This is a genomic window from Mycobacterium pinniadriaticum (assembly GCF_026242045.1).
GTDB lineage: Bacteria > Actinomycetota > Actinomycetes > Mycobacteriales > Mycobacteriaceae > Mycobacterium > Mycobacterium pinniadriaticum.
Genome location: NZ_JAPJDO010000005.1, coordinates 114832 through 140138, shown reverse-complemented (window position 1 = coordinate 140138; position 25307 = coordinate 114832). Strand labels below are relative to the sequence as shown.

Below are 25307 nucleotides of genomic sequence, written 5' to 3'. Positions count from 1 at the left end.
ATTACTGAAGTATCTCAATGCCGGGCAGCACTTTGCCCTCAAGGTATTCCAGCGATGCACCGCCGCCGGTGGAAATGTGCGAGAAACCGTCCTCGGGCAGCCCCAACTGGCGCACCGCGGCCGCCGAATCGCCGCCGCCGACAACACTGAACGCCCCCTTGGCAGTGGCGGCGACGATGGCCTCGGCCACGCCCTTGGTCCCCGCGGCGAACGCCGGGAACTCGAACACACCCATCGGCCCGTTCCAGAAGATGGTGCGGGCGTTGGACAGCAGCGTGGTGAACCGCTTCACCGACTCCGGGCCGATGTCCAGACCCATCTTGCCCTCCGGAATCCGGTCGGCAGCAACAGTTTCCGGTGTCGAATCGGCTGAGAACTTCTCGGCCACGACAATGTCCACCGGCAGGTGGATCACGTCACCGTAAGTTTCCAGCAACTGGCGACAGGTGTCGATCATCTCCTCCTGCAGCAGCGACGTGCCCACCGAGACCCCCTGCGCCGCGAGGAAGGTGAAGCACATGCCGCCACCGATGATGAGGCTGTCGGCCTTGGTGGCGAGATTCTCGATGACGGCCAGCTTGTCGGACACCTTCGACCCACCCAGCACCACGGCGTAGGGCCGCTCGGTCGAGCTGGTCAGTTGCTCGAGGACCTTGACCTCCGCGGCCACCAGCGTGCCCGCGTAGTGCGGCAGCAGGGTCGCGACGTCGTACACCGAGGCCTGCTTGCGGTGCACGACACCGAAGCCGTCCGAAACGAAAGCGCCATCCTCACCGACCAATTCGACCAGCGCCTTGGCCAGCGCCAACCGCTCGCTGTTGTCCTTACTGGTCTCCCGGGGGTCGAACCGGATGTTCTCCAGCAGCAGGATGTCGCCGTCGGTCAACCCCTCGGCACGGGCCAGGGCGTCGGTGCCGACCACATCACCGGCCAGCTGGACGTGCCGGCCCAACTTCTCCCCCAGCGCGGCGGCCACCGGTGCCAGCGAGAACTTCGGGTCAGGTCCGCCCTTCGGCCGGCCCAGGTGTGCGGTCACCACGACCTTGGCCCCGGCGTCAGCCAGCGCCTTCAGCGTCGGGACCGAGGCGATGATGCGTCCCGGGTCAGAAATTCGGGCGATGTTGCCGTCCAGGTATTCGAGCGGGACGTTCAGGTCGGAGCGCACCAGGACACCCCGACCTTCAACACCCTCGGCCAACAGGTCGGCGAGCGTCTTGACAGCCATCGCAGTTAGAGGGACTTGCCGACCAGCGCGACCAGATCCACGAGGCGGTTGGAGTAGCCCCACTCGTTGTCGTACCAGGAGACAGCCTTGGCCTGATTGCCGATCACCTTGGTCAGACCCGCGTCGAAGATCGAGCTGTGCGGATCGGTGACGATGTCGCTGGACACGATGGGCGCGTCGTAGTACTTCAGAATCCCCTTGAGCGGGCCCTCGGCGGCGGCCTTCATCGCGGCGTTGATCTCGGCGGCGCTGGCTTCCTTGCTCAGCTCGACGGTGAGGTCGGTGCACGACCCGGTGGGAATCGGCACCCGCAGCGCGTAACCGTCCAGTTTGCCCTTCAGCTCGGGCAGCACCAGGCCGATGGCCTTGGCGGCACCGGTCGAGGTGGGCACGATGTTCAGCGCGGCCGCGCGGGCACGGCGCAGGTCCTTATGTGGGCCGTCCTGCAGGTTCTGATCCTGGGTGTACGCGTGGATGGTCGTCATGAGGCCCTTGACGATGCCGAACTCGTCGTGGAGGACCTTCGCGAACGGACCGAGGCAGTTCGTCGTGCACGACGCGTTGGAGATGATGTTCTGGCTGCCGTCGTACTTGTCGTCGTTGACGCCCATCACGATCGTGATGTCCTCGTCGGTGGCGGGCGCGGAGATGATGACCTTCTTGGCTCCCGCGTCGAGGTGGCCCTTGGCCTTGGCGGCATTGGTGAAGATGCCGGTCGACTCGACGACGACATCGACTCCCAGGTCGCCCCAGGGCAGGGCCGCCGGGCCTTCCTTGACCTCAAGGGCCTTGATCTTGATGCTGCCGATGACGATGGTGTCTTCGCCCTCCAAGCTGACTTCCTCGGGCAGCCGGCCCAGGATCGAGTCGAACTTGAGCAGGTGCGCAAGGGTGGCGTTGTCGGTGAGGTCGTTGACCGCCACGATCTCGATGTCCTTGGCCTTACCTTCGGCCTGCTGGGTTGCCAGGGCCCGGTAGAAGTTGCGTCCGATGCGGCCGAAACCGTTAACGCCAACCCGGATGGTCACGTTGTCTCCTCTGATCGCGTCTGAGTACCCGCGCTCAGCCTAGTGGCGCACAGACCGGTGCGCGCGACCGGTTGGACACTCACCCGGATGGCCCCCCTGCCTGGGGACCGCTCTGGTCCACGAGGGGCGATCCGGTCCAGCGTTCCCGGATCGCGGGCAACGTTCCGTCCTCCTCGAGGGTTGCCTGCGCGACGTTGATCCGGCCCAGCAGCGCGGTGTCGGAGGTGGGCACCGCGATCGCGATCTTCTCGGTGGTGATGCCACGCTGGACCACCGCGACTCCGGGGGCCGCGGACGCGAGAAGACTCAGCACCGGGCCGAGCTTCATGAACGCGTCGCAACGGCCGGTGGACAGATCCCGCAAGGCGCCGCGGATGCCCCCGTAGTCGTAGACCCGGATCCGGGCGACCTTCCCGTCGGCGAGCAACCGGTTGGCGATGGGCTGGCTGGTGTTGCCCTGCTGCACCCCGATCGTCAGGCCGTCGAGATCGTCGATCGACCGGACATCGGGCAACCGGCCGGTGTCGACGGCCAGTGCCTGACCCGAAATCAGGTAGGGGTCGCAGAACGCGGCTTTGAGGGCGCGCGAGCCGGTGATGGTGGTGCCCGAGGCGACGCAGTCGAAGTCACCGGAGTCCAGCGCGTCGAAGATGCCGTTGAAGTCGCGGCCCTCGTAGCGGACGAACCGCGCCTCGGCGCCCAGCTGCTCGGCGATGGCCGTCATGAGATCGATGTCCAGTCCCGAGTCTTCCGGTGGGCAGGAGCGAAGCGACCCGGGGATGGACCCAGCGGAGTTGAACGGCGGGTCGGGGAATGCCGCGCCGACGCGCAGAACCTCACCACCGGGCATGGCACAAACGCTAGCCCCTGGTCTGCGGCCCCCAGCGGTGGACGCCGCCTAGGAAGGCCGTCCAGCCCAGCACCGCCCCGGTGTGCAGCAGCAAGGTGAACGTCACCGGTTCGATCACCAGCGCGACGGCCGCGGCGGGCAGGCTGGCCCGGCCGGGATCACCCACCCATCGACGGTAGTGGCGCAGCGCCCACACCCAAAATGCCATGTCGATGGCGAGCTTGCCCACGATGACCATCAGCACCGGGGCCAGCACGGCGACGTGCCGGGTCGCCAGGAAGTAGATCAGCAGCCCGAAAGCGGTCAGCCCGTACAGCGGTGCCACCGTATCGATGGCCTTGACCGGCAACATGACGGTCCCCAGCCGGCCCAGCCGGGAATCACCGACCATGCCGCGGTACCACCAGTGGGTCTGCAGGAAACCGCCGAACCAGCGGCGACGCTGCCGGAGGAACGCCGTTATCGAGGCCGGCGCCTCGGTGTGCGCCTGCGCATCGCCGAGCACTCGAAACCGCCAGTCCAGCCGGCGCTCACCGGCGAAGCGGCGCATCCGGGCCACCAGTTCGTAGTCCTCGACCAGGCAGGCGTCGTCGAAACCGCCGACGTCGGTGACGGCCTCGCGGCGAAAGCCCGCGAATGCCCCGGAGATCAATTGCAGGCAGCCCACCCGCATCCAGGCGTAACGGCCCAGGAAATTGCGGATGTATTCGTAGGTCTGAAACCACTGCATGGCGCGCCCCCATGCGGTGGGCGGACATCGTGGTGTGATGACCCCGGTGACGGCCACCAGTTGAGGTTCGCGCGAGAACGCTTGTCGGACAGCACCGATCGCTTCCTTCTCCACTACGGTGTCGGCGTCCACGGTGAGCACGATGTCGGCGCCCGTGCGCAGCAGCCCGGCGTTGAGGGCAGCCGATTTCCCCCCGTGCGGCAACCGCAGCCACCGCAGCGCCGTCGGCCCCACCCGGACCAGCCCACCGGCCCGGGTGACCGGGGGCGCCACGAAACCGTATTCACGGCACAGCATTTCGGCGGTGGCATCCGTCGACCCGTCGTCGGCTATGACGATCTCGTCGGGCGGGTCAGTCTGGCCGAGCAGGGCCGCAAGGGTGTCCGGCAGCACGGCGACCTCATTGCGTGCGGCCACGATGACGGCCAGCGTCAACCGGTCGGTGCCGGCCGCCGCCGGTGCGCCGGGGCGGCCGATCCGCCGGATCTGCCAACCGGTGAAGATCTGCAGTGCGGCGTCATATCCCAGATAGGCCAGGCCGACCGACCAGGCCAGGACGCCGCCGCGGCCGAAAGCCAGCAAAAAGAGCGTGATCCACAGCACGAAGACGACAAGGTGGATGATGATGCTGACGACCGGGGTCCCCGGTGGCGCAAGCCGTGAGGATGCGCGGGTCAGCGCGGGTGTCAGTGAGTCTGTCAACGATTCGATGATAGAAGAACGGCATTGCGGCCGAGTGGGTTCGACCGCTCCGTCACCATTACCCTGGTGTGATGGCAAGTGTGCTGTCGGTCAATCTGGCCCGCGTTCGCGCGAATCCGGACGTGCCGTCGAAACCGACCGGCATCGACAAGGCGGGCACATCAGATGCGGTGATGGTGCGCGCCCCGGGGCCGATGCGTGAAGGCCTCGGCAGCGGCCTGGTCGGCGACACGATCGGCAACCAGAAACTGCACGGCGGTGACGACCAGGCCGTATATGCCTACGCCCGCGAGGACCTCGACGACTGGCAGGCCCGGCTGTCGCGGCCACTGACCAACGGCATGTTCGGCGAGAACCTCACCACCTCCGGCATCGACGTCACAGGAGCGCGCATCGGTGACCGCTGGCGGATCGGTAGCGCGGGACTGGTGCTCGAAGTCTCCGCCCCACGCACCCCGTGCCGCACCTTCGCGGGATTCCTGGGCATCGACGGCTGGATCAAGACGTTCACCGATGCCGGCCAACCCGGCGCGTATCTGCGGGTCATCTCGCCGGGACCCGTTCGTGCCGGCGACGCCATCGAGGTCGAACACCGGCGAGATCACGACGTGACGATCAGCCTCGTCTACCGCGCCAAGATGTCGGATCCCAGCCTGCTGCCCCGGCTGCTCGCCGCCGACGCGCTCTCCGCCGAACTCAAGGCTTTTGTAGCCAAAAGAGTGGCCAAATCGATCTAAGCGTCCTCGAGCAGATCCGGAGTGACGGCGGACTCGGTGTCGGGAACGCCGTCCTGCTTCGCCTTACGATCGGCCATCGACAGCAGACGCCGAATGCGACCGGCCACAGCGTCTTTGGTCATCGGCGGATCAGCCAGGCGGCCCAGTTCCTCCAGCGAGGCCTGACGGTGTTCGACCCGAAGCCGGCCCGCGGCGGCCAGGTGATCTGGCACCGTGTCGGCCAGGATCTCCAACGCCCGCTCCACACGGGCTGCGGCCGCCACCGCGGCACGGGCCGAGCGGCGCAGGTTCGCGTCGTCGAAGTTGGCCAGCCGGTTGGCGGTGGCGCGCACCTCGCGGCGCATCCGCCGCTCCTCCCACGTCAACCGGGTGTCCTGGGCACCCATCCGGGTGAGCAGCGCGCCGATGGCTTCCCCGTCACGTACCACGACCCGATCGGTCCCCCGCACCTCACGCGCCTTCGCGCTCACCCCGAGCCGGCGGGCGGCACCGACCAGTGCCAGCGCGGCTTCCGGTCCGGGACAACTGACTTCGAGTGCCGACGACCGCCCCGGCTCGGTGAGCGAGCCGTGCGCCAGGAAAGCACCCCGCCACGCCGCCTCGGCGTCGCCCACGCTGCCGCCGACAACCTGGGCGGGCAGTCCCCGCACCGGCCGGCCGCGCATGTCCAACAGGCCGGTCTGGCGAGCCAGCGCCTCACCGTCCTTGGCGACCCGTACCAGATATCGGGTGCTCTTGCGGATGCCACTGGCCGACAGCACGTGCACAACCGCGTTGTACCCGTACAGGTCGTAGATGTCCTTGCGCAGCCGCCGGGCGATGATGCCCAGATCGACCTCGGCCTCGACCACCACCCGGCCCGACACGATGTGCAGACCACCGGCGAAGCGCAACAGCGAGGCCACCTCCGCGCGGCGCGCAGACACGGAATTGACCGCCAACCGGCTGAGTTCGTCCTTCACCTCGGCAGTCATCGCCACGGGTCGTCACCTCTCGGTCCGTTGCCAGCAGGTCCCTGCACCCCATCCCCCTGTCGAGTCCCTCCGGCTTGCATCGAAGCAGCCGACGGTAGGGAAGTCGCCGCGGGGACCGCCTTCCGGGTGCGCACGCCGTCAAGCGCTGCGGCCAGCTTCGCCGGGTCATGTAAAGGTGTACCAGGTCTGGAGACGTCAGCAAACCGAACTGAAGCTTCCAGCAGGCTTGCGGTACGCCGGAGTTGGTCACGCTCCCGGTCAGACGGGACACGGGCGGCATCCACGACGATCTCGTCGATCGCGAAACCCGGCGCGTGCTGAGCGAGCACGTGCAGATGGCGCTCCGTGGAGAAACCGGCGGTCTCCCCCGGCTCGGCGGCCAGGTTCAGCACCAGAGCCCGTCGTGCCGCGGTGGTTTTCAACGCGGTCGCCAAGTCCGGCACCAGCACGTGCGGGATCACACTGGTGAACCAGGAGCCCGGCCCGAGCACCACCAGATCGGCGGTCATGATGGCGTCGATCGCCTGGCGGGTGGCGGGTGGGTCACCCGGCAGCAGGCGCACCCGCCGCACTTTGCCGGGGGTGGTCGCCACCGCGACCTGGCCGCGGATCACCCGGCTCATCCGGGGGTCCTCGTCGAGGCCGGACACGTCGGCTTCGATCTGCAGCGCGATCGGGCACATCGGCAGGACCCTGCCCTTGACCCCAAGGATGCGGCCGATTTCGTCGAGCGCGGCCACCGGGTCGGCCAGCAGCTCGTTGAGACCGGCCAGCATCAGGTTGCCGATGGGGTGTCCGGCCAGGGCGCCGCTGCCCCCGAACCGGTGTTGCAGGATGGTGGCCCACAGCCGGCCATGGGGACTGTCAGAGGCCAACGCAGCCAAGGCCATTCGCAAGTCACCGGGGGGAATGATGTCGAGTTCGCTGCGCAACCGCCCGGAGGATCCACCGTCATCGGCCACGGTCACCACCGCGGTGACGTGTGGGGTCAGTCGGCGCGCCGCGGACAGCGTTGCGTACAAACCGTGCCCACCACCAAGAGCGACGATACGTGTCATTCGCGACCCAGATCGCGGTGCAGCACCCGGACCGACAGCTTCTCGTTGTGCTCCAGCAGCCCGGCCAGCGCCTCGGCCATGGCGACACTGCGATGCTTACCGCCCGTGCAGCCGATGGCCACCGTCATGTATCGCTTCCCTTCCCGGCTGTAGCCGTCGACGACGAGTCTCAGCAGCTGATGGTAGGTCTGCAGGAACTCCGCGGCACCGGGTTGGCTCAGGACGTAGTCACGGACCGCGGCGTGCTGGCCGGTATGCGGACGGAGCTCGTCGACCCAGTGCGGGTTGGGCAGGAACCGGACGTCCATCACCATGTCGGCGTCCATCGGCAGGCCGTACTTGAAACCGAACGACTCGACCGTCACGCTCGTCTGCGCGACGGTCTCCCCACCGAAGGCCCGCTCGATGCCCTCCCGTAAAGCACGCACCGACAGTGTCGATGTGTCGATGACCAGGTCAGCCGACGCACGCACCGGCGCCAGCATGGCCCGTTCCGCGGCAATCCCCTCCGCAAGCGTCTGATTGCCTTGCAGCGGATGACTCCGGCGGTTGTTCTCGTAGCGGCGAACCAGGATGTCGTCGGAGGCCTCCATGAACAGCACCCTCGGATGAATGTCCCGTGTCGCCAGCTCGTTGCGCACCCAATCCAGGTCGCCGGTGAACCCGCGGGAGCGCACGTCCATCACCACCGCCAGCTGGGTGATCCGTGAGCCGGCGGCCAGGCCGAAGTCCACCATCCGGGCGATGAGCTCGGGTGGGAGGTTGTCGGCCACGTACCAGCCCAGGTCCTCGAGCACCTTGGCTGCGGTTCCCCGGCCGGCCCCGGACAGGCCCGTCACCAGCACCACGTCGATACCCGATTCCTCGCCGGTCTGGCCGGTGCGCATGTCTTCGCCTGTGCTGTGATCTGTCATCGCGTCGCCTGTTCAGCAGACTGATCTTCGCGGACGGGCCCGCCCTGCGCAGCCGATCCCGCCGAATCCACCGTCACGCCTAGCGCTTCCAGCACTGCGGCGGCGGTCGCGGTCCCGATCCCGGGCACCGCGGTGATCTCCTCGACACTGGCCTCACGCAGCCGGGCCAGCGATCCGAAATGAGTCACCAGCGCCTTGCGCCGGACTTCCCCCAGCCCGCGCACCGCGTCCAGTGCCGAAGCCGTCATCCGCTTGGACCGCTTGCTGCGATGGTAGGTGATGGCAAACCGATGGGCCTCGTCGCGGACCCGCTGCAGAAGATAGAGGCCCTCACTGTTGCGCGGGAAAATGAGCGGGTCCGGCTCGGCGGGCACCCACACCTCCTCGAGCCGCTTGGCCAGACCGATCACCGCGACATCGGTGACGCCGAGGTCATCGAGCACGGCCTGGGCGGCATTGACCTGGGGGGCGCCGCCGTCGACGACGTACAGGTTGGGCGGATAGGCGAACTTGCGGGATTTGCCTTCTGCGGTCAGTTCGTCAAGCGACTGCTGCTGCTCGTGGACGTGGCGGGTGAAACGGCGGCGGGTCACCTCCGCGATCGAGGCGACGTCGTCGGAGCGGCCCGCACCAGCGGCCTCCCGGATCGCGAAATGCCGATAGTCGGATTTGCGCGGCAGCCCGTCTTCGAACACCACCAGGGAGGCCACCACGTCGGTGCCCTGAACGTGACTGATGTCGACGCACTCGATCCGCAACGGCGCATCGGCCAGCCCCAGAGACTCCTGAATGTTCTGCAGCGCAGCAGATCTGGCGGTGAAATCGCCGGCACGCTTGAGCTTGTGCTGCTGCAGTGCCTCCTCGGCGTTGCGATGCACGGTCTCCGCCAGTGCTTTCTTGTCGCCGCGTTGCGGCACCCGGAGCGCCACCCGCGACCCGCGCAGCGACGACAGCCATTCGGCCAGCTCGTCGGCATCGGGCGGCAGGTGAGGCACCAGCACCTCGCGCGGCACGGGATTGGTGGATTCGTCTGCCGCCCCGCTCAATTCGGCCCCGGGCGGGCCGCCCAATTCAGCTTCAGCCCCATAGAACTGGGTGAGGAATTGCTCGACCAGTTCCGCCTGGCCGGAATCGCCGGGATCGCCGGGCTTTTCGACCACCCAGCCGCGCTGGCCGCGCACCCGCCCGCCACGGACGTGAAAGACCTGCACGGCGGCCTCCAGTTCGTCGTCGGCGAAGGCGACGACGTCGGCGTCGGTGCCGTCGCCGAGCACCACGGCCTGCTTCTCCAATGCCCGCTTGAGGGCTGCGATGTCGTCGCGCAGCCGGGCGGCCCGCTCGAAGTCGAGCTCAGCGGATGCGGCGTTCATCCGCTGTTCCAGCTCGCGGGCGAAACGGTCGGTCTTGCCCGACAGGAAGTCGCAAAAGTCCTCGACGACCCTGCGGTGCTCGTCTGCGCTGACCCTGCCGATGCACGGCGCCGAGCATTTGTCGATGTAACCCAGTAGGCACGGGCGCTCGATTTGACTGTGCCGCTTGAACACTCCGGCCGAGCAGGTCCGCGCGGGAAACACCCGGGTCAGCAGATCGAGGGTCTCCCGAATGGCCCAGGCGTGCGAATACGGGCCGAAGTAGCGCACACCCTTGCGGCGCGGCCCGCGGTAGACGAACAGCCTCGGGTATTCATCGTTGAGCGTGACGGCCAGCACCGGGTAGGACTTGTCGTCGCGGTACCGGACGTTGAACCGCGGGTCGAACTCCTTGATCCAGTTGTATTCCAGCTGCAGCGCCTCGACCTCGGTGTTGACCACCGTCCACTCGACCTTGGCCGCGGTCGTCACCATCTGCCGGGTGCGGGGATGCAGCGCGGAGATGTCCTGGAAGTAGGACGTCAACCGGCTGCGCAGACTCTTGGCCTTGCCGACGTAGATCACTCGGCCGTGCGGATCCCGGAACCGATAGACCCCCGGTTCGACCGGAATCGACCCGGGCGCCGGGCGGTACGTCGCTGGATCGGGCACGATCCCAGGTTAGTCGCGATGCCGACAAGGGTTACCGTCGGTTGCGTGCCCGCAGCACGCATCACTCGCCTCACCGAGTCGGACTGGGAACAGTTCGCCGAGCTTCGGCTGCGGGCGCTCAGCGATGCCTTCGGCACCGCGGACCGGCAATACCTCACCGAGGCCGCCCTCACCCCCACCGCCTGGCGCCGGAGGCTGCGCGACCACGCGCAGTTCGTGGCGGTCCTGGCGGGCCGGCCCGTCGGCATGGTCGCCGCCTACCAGCAGAGTGAGGAGGTCGCCTACCTGTACTCCCTGTGGCTCGACCCCGCGGCGCGGGGGCGTGGGCTCGGCCGCAGGCTGGTGGCTGCGGCGCTGGACTGGGCGCGCCGGCGGCGGGTGCGCACGGTGACACTGCGGATGGCCCCCGACAACGTCGCGGCGCGCGCCGTCTACGAAGGTCTCGGATTCACCGAGGTACCCACCGACGGCGGCCAGCACGAAGTGATGATGCGGCTCACGATTCGGTAGGGCCGGGCCGGTACGTGGCCAGCATGGCGCGCAGGGTTTCCATCGATTCCACTGCGCGTTCGCCGTCGACGGACTGGACGGCGAACAACGGCACGTATTCATAGTCGGCCAGATCCACCCGAGCCCACCGGGCTCCCTCCGGGAAGGACACATCGACCACGTCGCTCCACGGGACCACGCGCTCGACCAACACGTTGCGCACTCCGATCCCGGCGGGCCCGACGCGAACCCGCGGGGTCGCCAGTAGCAGGATGGCGCCGGCCAGGATCACCCCGATGCCCCCCATCGCCACCTGATCGGCGGTCTGGATGATCGCCCCCGTGTAGCGGATCTTCAACAGGACTCCGACCACGATCCCGGCCGCAGCGATCACGAAGGCGACGGCATACGCGACATACGGTGTCAGGCGGGGCCGCAAAACGGCATCCCAGTCACTGTTCGCCGCGGTCATGCCCCGCGCAAGTGGCACAGGGTCAAGGCGGTCGACAGCGCGGCTGCGACCGCTTGCGCACCCTTGTCCTCGGCGGAGCCGGGCAACCCGGCACGATCCAGCGCCTGCTCCTCGGTGTTGGTGGTCAGCACCCCGTTGGCCACCGGCGTCGACGCGTCCAGCGACACCCGGGTCAGGCCCTGGGTGACCGCATCGCAGACGTAGTCGAAATGTGGTGTCTGACCGCGGATCACGACCCCGAGCGCGACGACCGCGTCATGGGTGCGGGCGAGTTCCTGTGCCACCACCGGGATTTCGATGGCGCCCAACACACGGACGACGGTCGGGCTGGGAATTCCGGAGTCATCGGCCACCCGGCGTGCGCCGTCGAGCAGCGCGTTACAGATCTTGGCGTGCCAGGTGCTCGCCACGATCGCCAGCGACACCCCCGAGGCGTCCATCTTCGGGAAGTCCGGGACGCCGGCGCCTCCGCTCATATCACAAGGCTCCGCCCACGTCACCGGGCAGCCGCACCGCCTCGTCGTAATCCTCGAGTCCGGTCAGGTCGTGGCCCATCCGGTCACGTTTGGTCATCAAGTAGCGAATGTTCTCGGCGTTGGCTCGCACCGGCAGCGGGACGCGCTCGATGATATGCAGTCCGTAGCCGTCCAGACCCACCCGCTTGGCCGGATTGTTGGTGAGCAGCCGCATCGAACGGACCCCGAGATCGACCAGGATCTGCGCACCGATCCCGTAGTCGCGGGCGTCGGCGGGCAGTCCCAGTTCGAGGTTGGCGTCGACGGTGTCGGCGCCGGCGTCCTGCAACTGATAGGCCTGCAGCTTGTGCATCAGGCCGATACCGCGCCCCTCGTGGCCGCGCATGTAGAGCACGATGCCGCGACCCTCGCGGGCCACCATCGCCAGCGCCGCATCGAGCTGGGGCCCGCAGTCGCAGCGCCGGGAACCGAACACGTCACCGGTCAGGCACTCGGAGTGCACCCGGACCAGAACGTCGTGGCCGTCGTTCTCGGGCCCGGCGATATCGCCCTTCACCAGGGCGACATGCTCCACCTCTTCGTAGATGCTGGAGTAGCCGACCGCACGGAACTCGCCGTGCCGGGTCGGGATCCGCGCCTCGGCGATCCGCACGATGTGCTTCTCATGCTTGCGCCGCCACTCGATGAGGTCGGCGATGGAAATCAGAGCCAGATCGTGCTCGTCCGCGAACACCCGCAGCTCGTCGGTCTGAGCCATCGAACCGTCGTCCTTCTGGCTGACGATCTCGCAGATGGCACCGGCCGGTTGCAGGCCGGCCAACCGGGCCAGGTCGACGGCGGCTTCGGTGTGACCAGGGCGGCGCAGCACACCACCATCCTTGGCGCGCAACGGAACGACATGTCCGGGCTTGGTGAAATCCTCCGCGACACTGGCCGGATCGGCCAGTAGACGCATCGTCGTCGCCCGGTCGGCTGCCGAAATACCGGTCCCCACACCATGCTTGGCATCGACGGTGACGGTGTAGGCGGTGCCGTGCTTGTCCTGGTTGACCGCGTACATGGGCAGCAGGCCCAGCTTGTCGCAGATCTCACCGGACAGCGGCACGCAGAGGTATCCCGAGGTGTAGCGGACCATGAACGCGACCAGCTCCGGGGTCGCCTTCTCGGCGGCGAAGATCAGGTCACCCTCGTTCTCGCGGTCTTCGTCATCGATGACGACGACGGCCTTGCCCGCCGCGATGTCGGCAACCGCCCGTTCGACGGTGTCCAGCCTCGTCATCCTCGCCGCCTGCCCATATCTGCCCGATACTGCTGTAGACAGTATGAACCACCGCGGATGTGCTCCTATTGCCCGTCCTGTTCAGCGGTCCGCCGCTCAGCCGCCCAACATCACCGGTCACCGATATCCGCAGGCCAGGTGACACCGGCCGCCCGACCCGACCGGGGCGGTGTGACGTAGGCGACAGGACGGACCAGCGAGGTGAACCGCAGATGAACTCTGCGTGCACCGCCCTGCGCGATCGCCGCCGACGTCCGGTTGGGGCCCGCCGTATCCGCTGGTCGTGGCTACGCTGGCCGTGCCGAAAGCGAGGTCCGAAGCCAGGAATGAGGGTTGCGATGCAGGGATCTGGTGTCGATGTCGGTGTGCTGGGCGTTCTGCCGGTTCGGGCAACTCAGTTGGATTCCGCTTCGGCTGTCGATCAATGGCTGCGTTCGGTTGGCTCGGTGGAGCGCAGCCGCCAGGTCGGCGCGATGTCCAGGGATAAACTCGCCGGCTTCGTATCGCTGCTCGATTCGCGGACCGGCCCCGACCTGATCGGTACGGTCGACCCCGATCTGGCGACCCGCATCGTGCAATCGGCGGACGCCGCACAGTCGGCCCGGTGGCTGGAAGCCATCGAAAGCGACGAAGCGGCCGAAATTCTGCGGCGCCTGCCGGATCCGACCCGTGAACAGCTGTTCGACCGGATCAGCGAGCCGCAGGCGCAGGCCCTGCGGGAACTGCTGCGCTGGCCGCCGACCTCGGTGGCCGCGCACATGCTCCCCGATGTGTTCACCATCCCGGACACGATCACCGCGGCGGAGGCGGAGACCCTGGTCCGCACGCAGAGCACCCAGGTGCGCGGCAGGGCGCGGGTCGGTGCGCTGATCTATGTCACCGATGCGGACCGCCGGCTCATCGGCTTCCTGGAATTCCAGGATCTGGTGCTGGCCCAGCCCGACCAGACCGTCTCGGAGTTGAGCAGTGCCGATCCCGTCTGGGTGCGTCCCCTGGTCGATGCCGAGCAGGCAGCCCAGTCGCTGGTCGACTACGACCTGGCCGCGCTGCCGGTGGTCGACGATCAGCGCAGGCTGCTCGGGGTTCTCACCGCCGACGCGGCCGCCGATATCATCGAAACCGAAGCGACCCGCGACGCCGAACGCCAGGGCGGCTCGGAACCTCTCGAGGTCCCCTACCTTCGCGCGTCTCCATTTCGGCTGTGGCGCAAGCGGATTGTCTGGCTGCTGGTGTTGTTCGTGGCCGAGGCCTACACCGGTACGGTGCTGCGAGCGTTCGAAGACGAGATGGAGGCCGTCGTCGCGCTGGCATTCTTCATCCCGCTTCTGATCGGCACCGGCGGCAACACCGGTACCCAGATCACCACGACACTGGTGCGGGCGATGGGAACCGGACAGGTGCGGCTTCGCGACCTACCGCGGGTGCTGGCCAAGGAAATGTCGACGGGCTTTCTCGTCGCGCTGACGATGGCCGCCGCCGCCATTGTCCGGGCGTGGACCCTCGGCGTCGGCCCACAGGTCACCATCACGGTCTCGCTGACGGTCGCCGCGATCGTGCTGTGGTCGGCTCTGGTCTCTTCGATCCTGCCGCTGCTGCTGAAGAAGTGCCGGGTGGATCCCGCTGTCGTGTCGGCGCCGATGATCGCAACCATCGTCGACGGCACCGGGTTGATCATCTACTTCCTGATCGCCCATGCGACGCTGCCCCAGCTCGCGGGGCTGTGAAGACCGGGCCAGCTGCGCGTGATCGGGTGAGTCTTACTGTCACGGGCCAGCATTCGGGTGACCAAGCCGTTGATCACAACACCGCTAGAACGTCCAGGACTTGCTCGCACTGCTCGGCGTTGCCTGAACCACACCGTTGACCACGTTGTGGTAGCCGTCGTAGACGGTGAGCGTGACTGTCTTGCCAGAGTAGTTCGTGGTCGCAGACTGGGCATTGATCGAGCTGGTTCCCAAGGTTTGCTGGTTGCCCAGGTAGACGAAGTTGAACCCGCTGGTGATGGTGTACCCGGCGCCTCCGGAATACACGCTGCCACCGGAATTGTCCCCATCCGCGTCGTATACCGCGATCGACGTCACCGTCGGAGACAGTCCGAAGAAGCTCGCCGTGGTACCGCCCGAGATCGTCGGCGCGGTGTTGACCGCGTAGATGGGCACGGTCACCACGACATCGGTGCTGCCTCCGAATCCGTCGCTGACGGTCACGGTGAACGTCTGGTTCTTGTCGGCCGCAGATGCCCCGACCTTCGCGGCCGCGTGGCGGATGGCCGTCGCTATATCGGTGGTGTAGGTGAAGCTCCCGTCCGAGCCGAAGCTCACAGACGCACCGCTTGCCAGCCCGCTGGCGCTGTAGGTGAGAGTGTCGCCATCCGTGTCGCTCGCGGTGATCTTTCCGGTACTCGTCTGGACGGTCCCGCTGAGTGTCCCGACGGTCGGTGCCGTGGTGACAGTGGCGGTGGGCGCGGCGTTGGCGATCGTCGGTGTGACAGCCAGACTCAGGCTCACCGTGCGCCCGTTGGCGTCGGTGGCGATCACCGTGACCACGTCGTCGGCCGAGGTGGTGTGTCCCAGATTCGAGTTGCGGACGTAGGTGAAGGCGCCGGTGGTCGGGTCGAACGACGTCACGGTGCCCTTCGACGGGCTGGAGCCTAGCGCGTAGCTGGTGAACATTCCGGTGTCGTTGGTTGGGACCGGCACCGAACCGGTGACGACGTTCAGCGTCGAGGTGTCGACGTTGGCCGGGGTGATCGACGCGGTGTTCGACACCGTGACAGTCGTGATGGTGTTGCCGCCGTGGCCATCGGAGACCTGCACCTGGAAGCTCTGCGAGGTACCAGCCGTCGACGTCGACACGTAGGTGACGGCGCCCGTCGTCGAGTCGAGCGTGACGATGCCGCCGTTGCTGGCACCGTTCTTGGTATAGCCGGAGTTGCCGGTCAGACCGTTGACCGACGAGCTGACCAGCGAGTAGGTCAACGTGTCACCGTCGGAGTCGCTGCCGTTGAGGGTGCCGCGCACCACGCCCAGCGCGTCGGGGCTGCCCACGGTGTTGGACACCGTCGGCGCGCTGTTCGTCCCATCGATGATTTGAATCTGGAAGGTGAGCGTGTAGGGCGCGCCGTCCGCGGACTCCACCGGTATGTCGACGGTGTCGTACCTGTCGGCCTCGTTTTCCGAGGTTGCCCGGTGGAAAAACGCTGCGCCGGGAAGCGTGTTGGTATACGTGTAGCCACCGTCGTAGGTGTTGATCGTCACCAACGCACCTCCGGCCGAGGTGTAGGTGTTCCCGTCCGCGGGAGCGAAACTTACCGAGTTACCGTCCTGATCGACCGCGTGGAACGATCCCGCCGCATATTCGGATTCCGAGTTGCCGCTGCCCAGGGTGTAGAGCCAACTCTCGTACGTAGTGCTTTTCGTGAAGGTTTGCAGGGCGGCCATCTCCTGGAACCGCTTGTACATCGCAACCAGCACGACGTAGGTCACGACCGTGAACGGATTCACCTGGGCCGCAGTCCAAGTCGGCAGGGTGATATTCCAGGCCTCTTCCGGGCTGCTGTACACCCCGCCACCCAGCACCACCGACGCCGCGATCTTGGTTTCGAGAGTGGTGGTGTTGGTGAGGTCAGACCTAGTGACGGTTGCGCCGGTGGTCACGTAGATGACATCGATCTCCCACTGGGCCGGGTCGTAGACACCGTTGAGCATGTCCGACAAGACCGTCGCCGTCCCGGCCACGGCAGCACCCATGATCTTGTACGGCGTGATGACACCAAAGGTGTCCGCCCCGGGAGCGATAGTGAAGGGAGGAACGATCCGATTCAAGAAGTCGCCCATCGCGTTGAGGCTGTCCGTGAACGAATAGCTGGGGACCGCAGGGACGACAAAGAGGTGCAGTATGTCGAGGAGGTTGGGGACCCATCGCGCGGGACTGCCCGCCAGGGCAGCCGTGACGAGCTGATCGCGTGCGGCGCTCAACGCCGTGCGCGGCGAGCCCGTGCCCGATGGCCCGGGAAGCCCTGATCAGGTCCAGGTCTTCGAGTAACTCGCCAGAACCTTGTTCCCGGAACCGTCGGTGCGGACAATGCCGTTGTCGACGAAGTAGTAGCCGTCACGCAGGGTGATGGTGAGCGTTCCCGAACCGTACCCGAGGCTGGCGCCACCGACATCGAGGTTGCCGGTGACGTTCTTGTTGTTGCTCGTGTCGTAGCCCGGGGTGCCGCCACGATTGGTCCCGATGGTGTCACCGTCGGCATCTTGGGCGTGCAGCAGCCAGACCGTCTTGGCGGAGCCGAAGAAGGACGTCGTGTAGTTCTCATTGGTGAACGTCGGTGCGCTGTTCACCGCATAGATGGCCATCGTGACCGTGGTGTAGGCGGTGCCCCCGTAGCCGTCGCTGACCGCGACGGTGAAGGAGTCGTTCACCGCGGTGCCGGTGGCGCCCTGCTTGGCCGCACCGTGGAAGTAGGCCTGGTTCTTGGTGATTGTGTAGTGGTACGTGCCGTCCGCGTCGAATGTCACGGTCCCACCGTTTGTGGTGGTAGCCACCGCGGCGTGGGTGGAGGGGTCGACCAGCGAGTAGGTGAGGGTGTCCCCGTCGGCGTCGGTCGTAGTGATCTTGCCGCTGGTCGTCTGCGTCCAGGTACTCGTGTTCAGACCCCACTTCGCCGAGTCGCCCGTGGCGCCCACGTTGGTCGTGGTCTGGGTGATCACCGGCGCGCTGTTGGCCACCTGCGGTGTGACGTTGACCGTCGCGATCGTCACCGTCTTCCCGGTGCTGTCGGTTCCGAGGATGGTGAACGAGTCCGGGGTGGGCTGCGTGTGACCCGCCGCCGTCCGGATGTAGGTGAAGCTGCCGTCGGAGTTGACCGTCACGGTGCCCCTGGCGGGATTGGGCCCGTTGCCCAGGCTGTAGGTCATGAGCCCGCTGTCGGAACCGGAGATGTTCAGATTGCCGGTGACCTGACCCAGCGTCGCCGTGTTGATGTTCGTCACCGGAGACGCCGTACTCACCGGGACGGTGACGGTGGTCGTATCGGTGTGGCCGAAGCTATCGGTGCTCACCACCTGGAACGAGTCCGACGTTGCGCTCGACGCCCGGTTCGGGATGTAGGTGTACGCGCCGGTGGCCGGGTTGAGCTTGACGATGCCACCGTTGGCGGTATACGCCGATCCCCCACTGGCCCCGCTGAGTGAGTACGTCGTCGGGTTGTCAGGGTTTTGCGGTGACGTGATCGAGCCGCGCACCACACCAAGGGCCGAGGTGCTATCGACCGTCGTGCTGACCGACCCGATTGCCTGATTGTAATAGACCGTGACGGTCACCGTTTTCTTGGTTTCATTGCCGTTCGGCATGTACGGCTTTGACACGCTGATCTGGCCATCACCCTGGGCGAGAACGGTCATCGTGAACGTCAAGGTCTTCGGAGACTTGTCACTGGACAACGGATTCCAGTCCCACACCGTCCAATTCATCCGCCCGTTGGTTCCGTCGACGACGGTGACCGTGAACCGGCTGTCATTGGGTTCGGTGAAACCGAACGAGGTGATCGGGTCGCCGTCGGGGTCGTAGAACTGCACGTAACCCGAGACGGTGGTGCCGCTACCGTTCGGCAGATGCTGACTGGTCTGCTGCATGTCGGTCACCACGGGCTGGTGATCAGTCGCCACGTCGGCGAACCGCCGGAAGATGGCAACCACCACGACGTACATGACCAGCGACACCGGATTCGGGGCCGGGCCGATGTCGACGGTCATGTCCAGGACGTTCTTCGGGGCGAGGAAGGCGGACCGCGCCGCCCCGATGACGCCGTCCAAATCGTTTGCGGTGAGCCCGTTGACGACCGGGTTCGCGGCGATGTCCTGCAACGCTCCGGCAAGGCTGACCGCCTCGGCGATCCAGTGCGGGATGTCGATGGTCTGCGAGGTGTTCAACAGCGTGATGGCCCCGGCCAGCACCGCGGCCGTCACCGACGCCTGCGTGATGGTCGAGGGTGCGCCATCGACCATCTTGAACGGAGGCACAACCTCGTCGAGAAGGGTCGCCATTCCATTGAGCATGTGGGAGAAGTTGTCGGCCACGATCCATGACACGAAGAACATGTTCAGAATGTCGACGGGCACCTTGAGCCAGGCGTTCGCCGGCGTCAGCGGTGCCGCCAGTAGGGCATCCAGCTGCGCGCTCCAGGCGTCGAGCGTTGTCTGAATGTCGTAGGCCGCCGGGGTGGTGATCGGGCCCGCACCGTCCTGGACGACAGTCAGATCCCCATCCATCGAGTAGGCGGCGGCAGAAGGGGCGGTCGCGGCGGCGTACGGGGCCGTGGCTGCCGCGGACGGGGTCGTGGCTGCGGCCGCGGTGGCGGTGGCCCTGGCCGAGGTGGCCACGCCGGTCGGATGCGAGGTGGTGGAGTCGACCGATGCCGCCGCCGGAGTGCCGTCGGTGGCGGCTGTCGGTGCCGCCGTGCTGTCGATGGCCGGCGTTACCGGCGTCGTGTCGTCGGTCGAGCCGGCCTCCGGGGCAACGGATTCCGCGGGACTGCTGTCCGTCGCGGTTGCTGTTGGCGTCGAGGTCGTCGGAGAAGTCGTCGAAGCAGCTGTGTCGGTCGTACTGCTCGCCGCGGTCGTCGTGCTGCTCGCCGCGAGGGCCCGGCCCGAGCCCGACGACCGGACGGACAACGAGGAGCCGCTGTTGGAGGGCGACGAAGGGCTCTTGCCCGTCGAGCGGTTGCGCGCAGGTCCGGCGGACGGGTGTGCGCGATTGGAACTTGCGGAATGGCTGGAATTGCTGCCGGAATTGCTCGCCGAACTCGCTTTCGACCCGGAATCCGAGGAACCGCCGTCGATGGACGCCGAGGCCACGCCTTGTCCGACACCTACCGCAAGACCCAACCCCACCGCGGCGGCAAGGAGGCCATTGCGGGCCGCGCGCTGCCGATTGCGAGCCATGCGTCTGCGGTGGCGGGCCGCCTGCTTCCGGTGGCGACCGACACGCTTGTTGGAACTCACCGACTCTCCGCTCATATGAGTGTGCCGAGATTCATCCGACGCGGCGTCAGGAGACGCACGTCACTTTACCGGCCCGCAACGTAACACCACTTACACGTTTTTGCCAACGTTTGTCTCAGTCAACTTTTTGTGAAATCCACTGACCAGCGCCTTTAGGGCAATTCGCCGAAGAACGTGTCGGTGTCCAATGCTGAGCAATTGCTTAGCACTGGATATACAGCAAATTGTGCGTACGCATGGGCACTGATTCGAGGTGAGCGGGCTCGGGGTGTGGTATTAATCCCGGTTTCAAGGACCTCAGGCGACGGTGACGCTATGGGCGTCAGGCCACAGCCCGGCAGACAACGCCGCTGACGATTGACGTGCTACCCGTCGCCGACGGGCATCGGCGCTAGTTGCCGGTGGTCCTGGTGCCGGAGCCGGCGGCCCATTGCGCCCAGAACTTCGCCGGGTCGCCGGTGTTCGCCAGACCGTTGGTGACGGTGTAATAGCCGTCGTAAACAGTGAAGGTATTGGCAGTCGGCGTGACACCTAACAAGCCGCCGGCGCCCCACGAAATGGCGGTTACTCCGGCACCCCAGGCGGTGACAATCCCGGTGTCGAGGGTGTACCCGGGACCTGTACCCGCGGTGATCTTCGAGTTGGGAATGCTGTCGCCATCGGGATCGCTGACGGTCATGAAGCCCACCGTGCAAACGTAGAGGAGACACGCGATGGGGCCGAAGCCGCTGATCACGGGCGCGCTGTTCACCGCGTAGATCGGCATCGAGACGGTGGTGTAGGCGATGCCCCCGTAGCCGTCATCCACCGCAACAGTGAAGGAGTCGCTCACCGCGGTGCCGCCGGCACCAATCTTGGCCGCACCGTGGAAATACGCCTGGTTCTTGGTAATCGTGTAGGTGTACGACCCGTCCGGGGCGAATACCACAGTGCCGCCGTTGGTTGTCGTGGCGACCGGGGCATGGGTCGTGGGATTGACCAGGTAGTAGCTGAGCGTGTCCCCGTCACTGTCGGTTGCGGTGATCTTGCCGGTGGTGGTCTGGGTCCAGGTACTGGTGTTGAGGCCCCACCTTGCCGAGCTCGCGTTCCCCACATCCGTTGTGGTCGAGACCACCACAGGTGCGTTGTTGGCAATCGTGGGCGTGACGAACATGTTCAGGGTGACCGTACGGCCGTTGACGTCGGTGGCGATCACAGTGACCAGGTCGGTAAGCCCACCACTGTGGCCCAGAGTCGAGTTGCGGGTGTAGGTGAACGCCCCGGTAACCGGGTCGAACGATGTCACGGTGCCCTTCGTCGGGGCGGTGCCCAGCGCAAAGCCGGTGAACAGGCCGGCGTCGCCGCTCGGGATCGGCACCGAGCCTGTGACGACGTTCTGCGTCGAGGTGTTGACGTTGGCCGGGGTGATCGACGTGGTGTTGGGCACCGTGACGGTCGTGACGATCTGGCCGCCGTAGCCATCGGAGACCAACACCTGGAAGCTCTGTGTGGCACCGGCCGTCGCCGACGAGATATAGGTGAAGTCTCCGGTGGTCTGATTGACGGTGACGATCCCGCCGTCGGCGGTATAGGCGGAGTTGCCGCTCAGTACGTTGACCTCCGGACCAACCAGCGTGTAGGTCAACGCGTCACCTTCGGCGTCGCTACCGTTGACCTTGCCCCGCACCACACCCAGCGCGTCGGAACTGCCCACGGTGGTGCTGGACACTGTGGGGGCAGTGTTCGTCCCGTGGATGGCGATCTCCTGGAACCGCTTGTAGAGGCCGACCAGCACCACGTAGGTCACTATTGTGAAAGGGTTGGTCTGGGCAGCCGTCCAGGTCGGCAGCGTGATATCCCAGGCCCGCTCCGGGTCGTAGTAAGCGCCACCGTCGCTGAGCCCGAACGTGAGAATGGCCGCGGTCTGCGCGGCGGTGATTTTGGTTCCGAGAATGGTGAAGTTGGTGAGGTCAGACCTGGTGACGTTAGCCCCGGTGGTCGCCTTGATGACGTCGATCTCCCATTGGGCGGGGTCGTAGACGCCATTGAGCATGTCTTTCAAGACCGTCGCTGTGCCCACCACGGCGGCGCCCATGATCTTGTAGGGCGTTATCACGCCCAAAGTGTCCGCACCCGGTTTGATCTTGAACGGCGGAACGACCCGGTTCAGGAAATCGCCCCACGCGTTGAAGGTGTCGCTGATCGTATAGCCGGGGATTGCCGACTGGACGAAAAGGTTGAATATGCCGACCAGATCGGGAAGCCACCGCGCCGGACTGCCCACCGGCGCGGTCGCGTAAATGGCGTCGAGCTGATCGTCGAGGGCGTCCAGAGTCTGGTCGGTTATGTGGTTGGTGATGGTGACGAAGTTGTGCGGCGGACCAGGCCAGCTAGCGAGCCGGTTGATCGCATATGTCAGGACGGATTGGAACGTCTCCGCCGGCGTGGCAGCGGCGGCCGGCGTGGCTGCCGCGGTCAGGCTGGCGGCGGCGCTGGGGGCCGCGCCGGATACCGGGGCCAGAAGGGCGTGCAGGCTGGTGGCGACCGGCGCGACGGCCAGCCGGACCATGCTTTCCAAATCTTTTGTGGCGTTGGCGATTTCGTCGTCAACTGCGGCGCCAACCCGATGAACGGTCACTGTCATCAACTCCGACAGATCAGCGAAGAGATGCGCGCCGTTCTCAACGGTTCCCGGCAGCTGAAGCGCCTCGGCCAACCCGTCGAATGCGGCCTGCACCGCATCCCATTGATGCGGCCGGAGTGCGGATGCGGGGCGGTTGGTCGCCGAGGTTTCGGCAGCCGCGGCCTCGGCAGAAGTCCTCGAATTCACCGCCGACTGTCGGACGGTGCGCTTCTCGTGATTTCGGCCGGCCGCCAACCACAGCGACTCCAGCGCGTCCCCGGGGACCGCGGGCAATCGCACGGGGCCTGGAAGTGTGCCAAGTCCCATCGAGTCCAGTGCATCGTTGAGGGCACCGATGTAACCCGTTGGCGCTCTGCGGATTTCATGGGTCGCTTTGGCGGGGAGTGCCGTGACTTCGGGGGCACTGCGCACCGCGGTGGCTGGCACGGCCGACGGTGCGGCCGCGGCGACCGGAGCGGCATTTTCCGATTTCGCGACCGGCCCGGTTCTCCCGCCCGCCGCCGGGACGGGTTTGGCAACCTGCATCGTCGATGCCAAGCGGTCATCAGGGGTGACATCGGCAGCCGACCGCGTGCCGGGGCGGGTCGGGCTCGCCGGGGTGGCCGACTGGTGCGAACTGGTTGTCGATGACCGTGTGACGCCGCCGGTATCGTGCTTCGCAGACTCCGATTGACCGCCCCGCGCGGACGGGCTACGCGGCCCGGCGGTGGCGTTGGACGCGCCATGGTCGGTCTTGGCACGACCGGTGCCCGAACCCGGGTTGGCGGAATGCGACGAGTCGTCCGGAGCGGCCGAGGCAATGCCCTGGCTACTGACGATGGCCGCACCCAGCCCCACGCCGACCGTGCCGACGCGCAGCCATTGGGCACAGTTCGACGCCTCGAAAGTCGAGGGTTTACGGTGGCGCCCCTTGGGGCGGCGCGGGTTGCGCGGACTACCGGCAGCCATCGCCGACCGTCGTTCCACAGCATCTCGGCGACAAGCGGTATCCAGTGCGGTCCCCGAACGCCGGGCGCTTTCCCGAACTCACCGAAATCTCCACTCGCCTGAGGTGTGACGAGACTCATCCCGCGAGCCGCGAGAGACCCCCGTCACACGGACTGCTCGCAACATAACACGCGTGACGGACATGGACCTACCACAAACGTCGCTCAGGTTTGCCGAAGTCACCTTGACCAGTGCACTCGATGGAAAATGCCCATCCCGACGCCCACTCCACACGCTGTGCATGTGCACAGCGTTGGGTTTACAGCAAATGCATCTGCCTGATCAAGCGATCAGCCGGGGTGTCGGTCAGTCACGCGACTGCTGAGCAGCCGCTCGACATATTTCGCGATGACGTCCACTTCGAGGTTCACTGGCGCGCCGACCGGGGCACGGCCCAGCGTGGTCAGTGCCAGCGTCGTCGGGATGAGCGACACCTCGAACCAGTCGCCGCCTAGCCCGGAGACGGTCAACGAGATGCCGTCGACGGTGATCGACCCCTTCTCCACGACGTAGCGCGACAGTTCCGGCGGCAGCGCGATCCGCACGACCTCCCAGTGCTCGGACGGGGTGCGGGACACCACCGTCCCGGTGCCGTCGACGTGCCCCTGGACGATATGCCCGCCGAGTCGGCTGTTGACCGCCGCCGCACGCTCGAGGTTCACCGCGCTGCCGACGCCCACGGCGGCCAGGCTGGACCGGTTGAGGGTCTCGGCCATCACGTCAGCACTGAACTGCCCGTCGGCCATGACCTCGACGACAGTCAGGCAGACGCCGTTGACGGCGATCGAATCGCCGTGGCGAGCGTCAGCGGTGACGACCGGTCCGCGGATGACGAATCGGGCGGAGTCGGCCAGTTCGTCCTTGCCGACGACCTCACCCAGTTCCTCGACGATTCCGGTGAACACGCGCCCAATCTAGCCCCCGCCGGACGACACTCGCTTAGACCCACTAAAACTGCAGTTCATGGGGCACAAGACCGGGCGATCCCGGCCCGGCGGATGAGGCTGAGTCGGCCCGACCCTCTACGATGCACCTATGCCGACGTGCCGCCGAATGTTTGCCGTCCTTGTCGCCCTCTTCGCCACAGCAACCCTGTTCGTGGCCGGTTGCTCCTCTTCTTCGAAGCCCGCCGAGCCGCTGCCGGACGCGGCCGGTCTGGTGCAGCAGTCCGTCCAGGTCACCAAGGGCCTCAAGAGCGCCCATCTGGACATCACCGTCAGCGGCAAGATCGAAGGTCTGCCCGTCAAGAAGCTCACCGGCGACCTGACCAATGTGCCCACCGTTGCGGTGTCCGGGGACTCGACGATCACGATGGGCGGCTCGGATGTCGATATCCAGCTGGTGGTGCTGGATGGCACTCTGTACGCCGCGCTCACGCCGAACAGCTGGCTCGACATGGGGCCGGCCAAGGATATCTACGACCCGTCGGTGGTCCTCAATCCCGAGAGCGGGCTGGGCAACTGGCTCGCCAGCATCACCGATGCCAAGTCGGAGGCCACCGAGACGATCAACGGCGTGGACACGGTCCGGATCACCGGCAATGTGAGCGCTGATGCCATGAACAAGCTGATTCCGCTCAAGGCGACCAGCCCGCTGCCCGCCACAGTGTGGATCCAGAAGGCCGATCCGCATCAGCTGGTGCAGGCCAAGACCGATACGGGCAATGGAAGCAGCATCCAGATCACGCTGTCGGAGTGGGATAAGCCGGTCACCGTCACCAAGCCCACCGTCTGACGGC

At 66.5% G+C, this 25307-nt stretch carries 20 protein-coding genes; 5 read left to right on the top strand and 15 right to left on the bottom strand.

The genetic code is table 11. The features are described from left to right. Position 1 precedes the first annotated feature (1 nt). From ORI27_RS08210 to ORI27_RS08195, 4 genes are all read right to left on the bottom strand, one after another. Positions 2-1225 (bottom strand): phosphoglycerate kinase, encoded by a 1224-nt coding sequence (locus ORI27_RS08210; protein ID WP_265996201.1) that lies wholly within the window; start codon positions 1223-1225, stop codon positions 2-4. A 5-nt stretch (positions 1226-1230) separates the two neighbouring features. Then, positions 1231-2253 carry a type I glyceraldehyde-3-phosphate dehydrogenase gene (gap, locus tag ORI27_RS08205; protein ID WP_265996202.1) on the bottom strand — a complete coding sequence of 341 codons (1023 nt, stop codon included), beginning with the start codon at positions 2251-2253 and terminating at the stop codon, positions 1231-1233. A 79-nt stretch (positions 2254-2332) separates the two neighbouring features. After that, complete coding sequence (locus ORI27_RS08200; RefSeq protein ID WP_265996203.1) at positions 2333-3103, bottom strand: ABC transporter substrate-binding protein; 771 nt, start codon at positions 3101-3103, stop codon at positions 2333-2335. 10 nt (positions 3104-3113) lie between these two features. Further along, on the bottom strand, positions 3114-4535 hold the full coding sequence (locus ORI27_RS08195; RefSeq protein WP_265996204.1) for a glycosyltransferase family 2 protein: 1422 nt from the start codon (positions 4533-4535) through the stop codon (positions 3114-3116). A gap of 71 nt (positions 4536-4606) precedes the next feature. Between ORI27_RS08195 and ORI27_RS08190 the strand changes: the two genes are divergently transcribed. Then, on the top strand, positions 4607-5272 hold the full coding sequence (locus ORI27_RS08190) for an MOSC domain-containing protein (RefSeq protein WP_265996205.1): 666 nt from the start codon (positions 4607-4609) through the stop codon (positions 5270-5272). Here the strand turns inward: ORI27_RS08190 and whiA are convergent. From whiA to uvrC, 4 genes are read right to left on the bottom strand one after another with little or no spacing between them, the layout of a single operon-like run. Continuing rightward, positions 5269-6246 carry a DNA-binding protein WhiA gene (gene whiA / locus ORI27_RS08185; protein WP_265996356.1) on the bottom strand — a complete coding sequence of 326 codons (978 nt, stop codon included), beginning with the start codon at positions 6244-6246 and terminating at the stop codon, positions 5269-5271. The genes ORI27_RS08190 and whiA overlap by 4 nt on opposite strands. Further along, complete coding sequence (gene yvcK / locus ORI27_RS08180) at positions 6243-7304, bottom strand: uridine diphosphate-N-acetylglucosamine-binding protein YvcK (RefSeq protein ID WP_265996206.1); 1062 nt, start codon at positions 7302-7304, stop codon at positions 6243-6245. Before yvcK ends, whiA begins: the two co-directional genes overlap by 4 nt. Continuing rightward, on the bottom strand, positions 7301-8191 hold the full coding sequence (gene rapZ, locus ORI27_RS08175; RefSeq protein WP_407666253.1) for an RNase adapter RapZ: 891 nt from the start codon (positions 8189-8191) through the stop codon (positions 7301-7303). Before rapZ ends, yvcK begins: the two co-directional genes overlap by 4 nt. 23 nt (positions 8192-8214) lie before the next feature. Further along, complete coding sequence (gene uvrC / locus ORI27_RS08170) at positions 8215-10239, bottom strand: excinuclease ABC subunit UvrC (RefSeq protein ID WP_265996208.1); 2025 nt, start codon at positions 10237-10239, stop codon at positions 8215-8217. 45 nt (positions 10240-10284) lie between these two features. Between uvrC and ORI27_RS08165 the strand changes: the two genes are divergently transcribed. Continuing rightward, positions 10285-10749, top strand: a complete 465-nt coding sequence (locus ORI27_RS08165) for a GNAT family N-acetyltransferase (RefSeq protein ID WP_265996209.1) — start codon at positions 10285-10287, stop codon at positions 10747-10749. Here the strand turns inward: ORI27_RS08165 and ORI27_RS08160 are convergent. The 3 genes from ORI27_RS08160 to ORI27_RS08150 are packed head-to-tail and all read right to left on the bottom strand — an operon-like array spanning position 10736 to position 12955. Continuing rightward, positions 10736-11200 (bottom strand): PH domain-containing protein, encoded by a 465-nt coding sequence (locus ORI27_RS08160; RefSeq protein WP_265996210.1) that lies wholly within the window; start codon positions 11198-11200, stop codon positions 10736-10738. The two genes, ORI27_RS08165 and ORI27_RS08160, sit on opposite strands and share 14 nt — an antisense overlap. After that, positions 11197-11676 carry a 6,7-dimethyl-8-ribityllumazine synthase gene (gene ribH, locus ORI27_RS08155; protein WP_265996211.1) on the bottom strand — a complete coding sequence of 160 codons (480 nt, stop codon included), beginning with the start codon at positions 11674-11676 and terminating at the stop codon, positions 11197-11199. Before ribH ends, ORI27_RS08160 begins: the two co-directional genes overlap by 4 nt. 1 nt (position 11677) lies before the next feature. After that, positions 11678-12955 carry a bifunctional 3,4-dihydroxy-2-butanone-4-phosphate synthase/GTP cyclohydrolase II gene (locus ORI27_RS08150; RefSeq protein WP_265996212.1) on the bottom strand — a complete coding sequence of 426 codons (1278 nt, stop codon included), beginning with the start codon at positions 12953-12955 and terminating at the stop codon, positions 11678-11680. Positions 12956-13293: 338 nt separating this feature from the next. Here ORI27_RS08150 and mgtE point away from each other — a divergent pair, with 338 nt between their 5' ends. Continuing rightward, on the top strand, positions 13294-14679 hold the full coding sequence (gene mgtE / locus ORI27_RS08145; protein WP_265996213.1) for a magnesium transporter: 1386 nt from the start codon (positions 13294-13296) through the stop codon (positions 14677-14679). Positions 14680-14763: 84 nt separating this feature from the next. Here the strand turns inward: mgtE and ORI27_RS08140 are convergent, their stop codons facing one another. Together ORI27_RS08140 and ORI27_RS08135 are read right to left on the bottom strand one after the other, a co-directional pair. Continuing rightward, complete coding sequence (locus ORI27_RS08140; protein ID WP_265996215.1) at positions 14764-16791, bottom strand: Ig-like domain-containing protein; 2028 nt, start codon at positions 16789-16791, stop codon at positions 14764-14766. A 186-nt stretch (positions 16792-16977) separates the two neighbouring features. Beyond that, complete coding sequence (locus ORI27_RS08135; protein WP_265996216.1) at positions 16978-19338, bottom strand: Ig-like domain-containing protein; 2361 nt, start codon at positions 19336-19338, stop codon at positions 16978-16980. On the opposite strand from ORI27_RS08135, the gene ORI27_RS08130 reads away from it, so the two are divergent. Next, positions 19295-19978, top strand: a complete 684-nt coding sequence (locus tag ORI27_RS08130; RefSeq protein ID WP_265996217.1) for a hypothetical protein — start codon at positions 19295-19297, stop codon at positions 19976-19978. The genes ORI27_RS08135 and ORI27_RS08130 overlap by 44 nt on opposite strands. 372 nt (positions 19979-20350) lie before the next feature. On the opposite strand, the gene ORI27_RS08125 is transcribed toward ORI27_RS08130, so the two are convergent. Both ORI27_RS08125 and ORI27_RS08120 read right to left on the bottom strand, forming a co-directional pair. Next, positions 20351-23530: an Ig-like domain-containing protein gene (locus ORI27_RS08125; protein WP_265996218.1), complete on the bottom strand. Its 3180-nt coding sequence runs from the start codon at positions 23528-23530 to the stop codon at positions 20351-20353. A 329-nt stretch (positions 23531-23859) separates the two neighbouring features. Then, complete coding sequence (locus ORI27_RS08120; RefSeq protein ID WP_265996219.1) at positions 23860-24474, bottom strand: riboflavin synthase; 615 nt, start codon at positions 24472-24474, stop codon at positions 23860-23862. A 130-nt stretch (positions 24475-24604) separates the two neighbouring features. Between ORI27_RS08120 and ORI27_RS08115 the strand changes: the two genes are divergently transcribed. Further along, positions 24605-25303 (top strand): LppX_LprAFG lipoprotein, encoded by a 699-nt coding sequence (locus ORI27_RS08115; RefSeq protein ID WP_265996220.1) that lies wholly within the window; start codon positions 24605-24607, stop codon positions 25301-25303. The last annotated feature ends 4 nt before the right edge of the window (positions 25304-25307 follow it).

Bases quoted from the DNA above. Each gene is read 5' to 3' on its own strand.
- ORI27_RS08210 (WP_265996201.1), bottom strand. From the start codon at position 1,225: ATGGCTGTCAAGACGCTCGCCGACCTGTTGGCCGAGGGTGTTGAAGGT.
- ORI27_RS08200 (WP_265996203.1), bottom strand. From the start codon at position 3,103: ATGCCCGGTGGTGAGGTTCTGCGCGTCGGCGCGGCATTCCCCGACCCG.
- ORI27_RS08190 (WP_265996205.1), top strand. From the start codon at position 4,607: ATGGCAAGTGTGCTGTCGGTCAATCTGGCCCGCGTTCGCGCGAATCCG.
- whiA (WP_265996356.1), bottom strand. From the start codon at position 6,246: ATGACTGCCGAGGTGAAGGACGAACTCAGCCGGTTGGCGGTCAATTCC.
- yvcK (WP_265996206.1), bottom strand. From the start codon at position 7,304: ATGACACGTATCGTCGCTCTTGGTGGTGGGCACGGTTTGTACGCAACG.
- rapZ (WP_407666253.1), bottom strand. From the start codon at position 8,191: ATGCGCACCGGCCAGACCGGCGAGGAATCGGGTATCGACGTGGTGCTG.
- ORI27_RS08160 (WP_265996210.1), bottom strand. From the start codon at position 11,200: ATGACCGCGGCGAACAGTGACTGGGATGCCGTTTTGCGGCCCCGCCTG.
- ribH (WP_265996211.1), bottom strand. From the start codon at position 11,676: ATGAGCGGAGGCGCCGGCGTCCCGGACTTCCCGAAGATGGACGCCTCG.
- ORI27_RS08150 (WP_265996212.1), bottom strand. From the start codon at position 12,955: ATGACGAGGCTGGACACCGTCGAACGGGCGGTTGCCGACATCGCGGCG.
- mgtE (WP_265996213.1), top strand. From the start codon at position 13,294: ATGCAGGGATCTGGTGTCGATGTCGGTGTGCTGGGCGTTCTGCCGGTT.
- ORI27_RS08140 (WP_265996215.1), bottom strand. From the start codon at position 16,791: ATGGGCGACTTCTTGAATCGGATCGTTCCTCCCTTCACTATCGCTCCC.
- ORI27_RS08125 (WP_265996218.1), bottom strand. From the start codon at position 23,530: ATGGCTGCCGGTAGTCCGCGCAACCCGCGCCGCCCCAAGGGGCGCCAC.
- ORI27_RS08115 (WP_265996220.1), top strand. From the start codon at position 24,605: ATGCCGACGTGCCGCCGAATGTTTGCCGTCCTTGTCGCCCTCTTCGCC.